We start from the raw sequence: 1,139 nt of genomic DNA on the forward strand, positions 1-1,139 counted from the left end.
CGCGCCAGATGGTGTCGGTGGCGACCGCGATGATCCCCTTCCTTGAGCACGACGACGCCAACCGGGCGCTCATGGGCTCCAACATGCAGCGCCAGTCGGTGCCGCTGCTCAAGAGCGAGTCGCCGCTGGTCGGCACCGGCATGGAATACCGCGCCGCCACCGACGCCGGCGACGTCATCACCGCCGAGAAGGCCGGTGTGGTCGAGGAGGTCTCGGCCGACTACGTCACGGTCATGAACGACGACGGCACCCGCACGACCTACCGCGTCCGCAAGTTCAAGCGCACGAACCAGGGCACCTGCTTCAACCAGAAGCCCATCGTGGCCGAGGGCGACCGCATCGAGTCCGGCCAGGTCATCGCCGACGGTCCCTGCACCGACGACGGCGAGATGGCCCTCGGCAAGAACCTCCTGGTGGCGTTCATGCCCTGGGAGGGCCACAACTACGAGGACGCCATCATCCTGTCCCAGCGCCTGGTCCAGGACGACGTCCTGTCCTCGATCCACATCGAGGAGCACGAGGTCGACGCCCGCGACACCAAGCTCGGCCCCGAGGAGATCACCCGGGACATCCCGAACGTCTCCGAGGAGGTCCTGGCCGACCTCGACGAGCGCGGCATCATCCGCATCGGCGCCGAGGTCGTCCCCGGCGACATCCTGGTCGGCAAGGTCACCCCCAAGGGCGAGACCGAGCTGACCCCCGAGGAGCGGCTGCTGCGCGCGATCTTCGGCGAGAAGGCGCGCGAGGTGCGCGACACCTCGCTGAAGGTGCCGCACGGCGAGCAGGGCAAGGTCATCGGGGTGCGGGTGTTCAGCCGCGACGAGGGCGACGAGCTGCCCCCCGGCGTCAACGAGCTGGTGCGGGTCTACGTGGCCCAGAAGCGCAAGATCACCGACGGCGACAAGCTCGCGGGCCGGCACGGCAACAAGGGCGTCATCTCCAAGATCCTGCCGGTGGAGGACATGCCGTTCCTGGAGGACGGCACGCCGGTCGACATCATCCTCAACCCGCTGGGCGTGCCGGGCCGCATGAACGTCGGCCAGGTGCTGGAGACCCACCTGGGGTGGATCGCCGCCAGAGGGTGGGACATCTCCGGCGTCCAGGAGGCGTGGGCCGAAAGGCTGCGCGACAAGGGCTTC

1 pseudogene is annotated in these 1,139 nt (G+C 68.8%); it reads left to right on the forward strand.

The annotated features are described in order from the left end of the window. Positions 1-1,139 (forward strand): annotated as a pseudogene (locus tag Ssi02_RS38430) (DNA-directed RNA polymerase subunit beta); the annotation flags it as partial.

This window comes from Sinosporangium siamense (genome assembly GCF_016863435.1).
GTDB classification, from domain to species: domain Bacteria; phylum Actinomycetota; class Actinomycetes; order Streptosporangiales; family Streptosporangiaceae; genus Sinosporangium; species Sinosporangium siamense.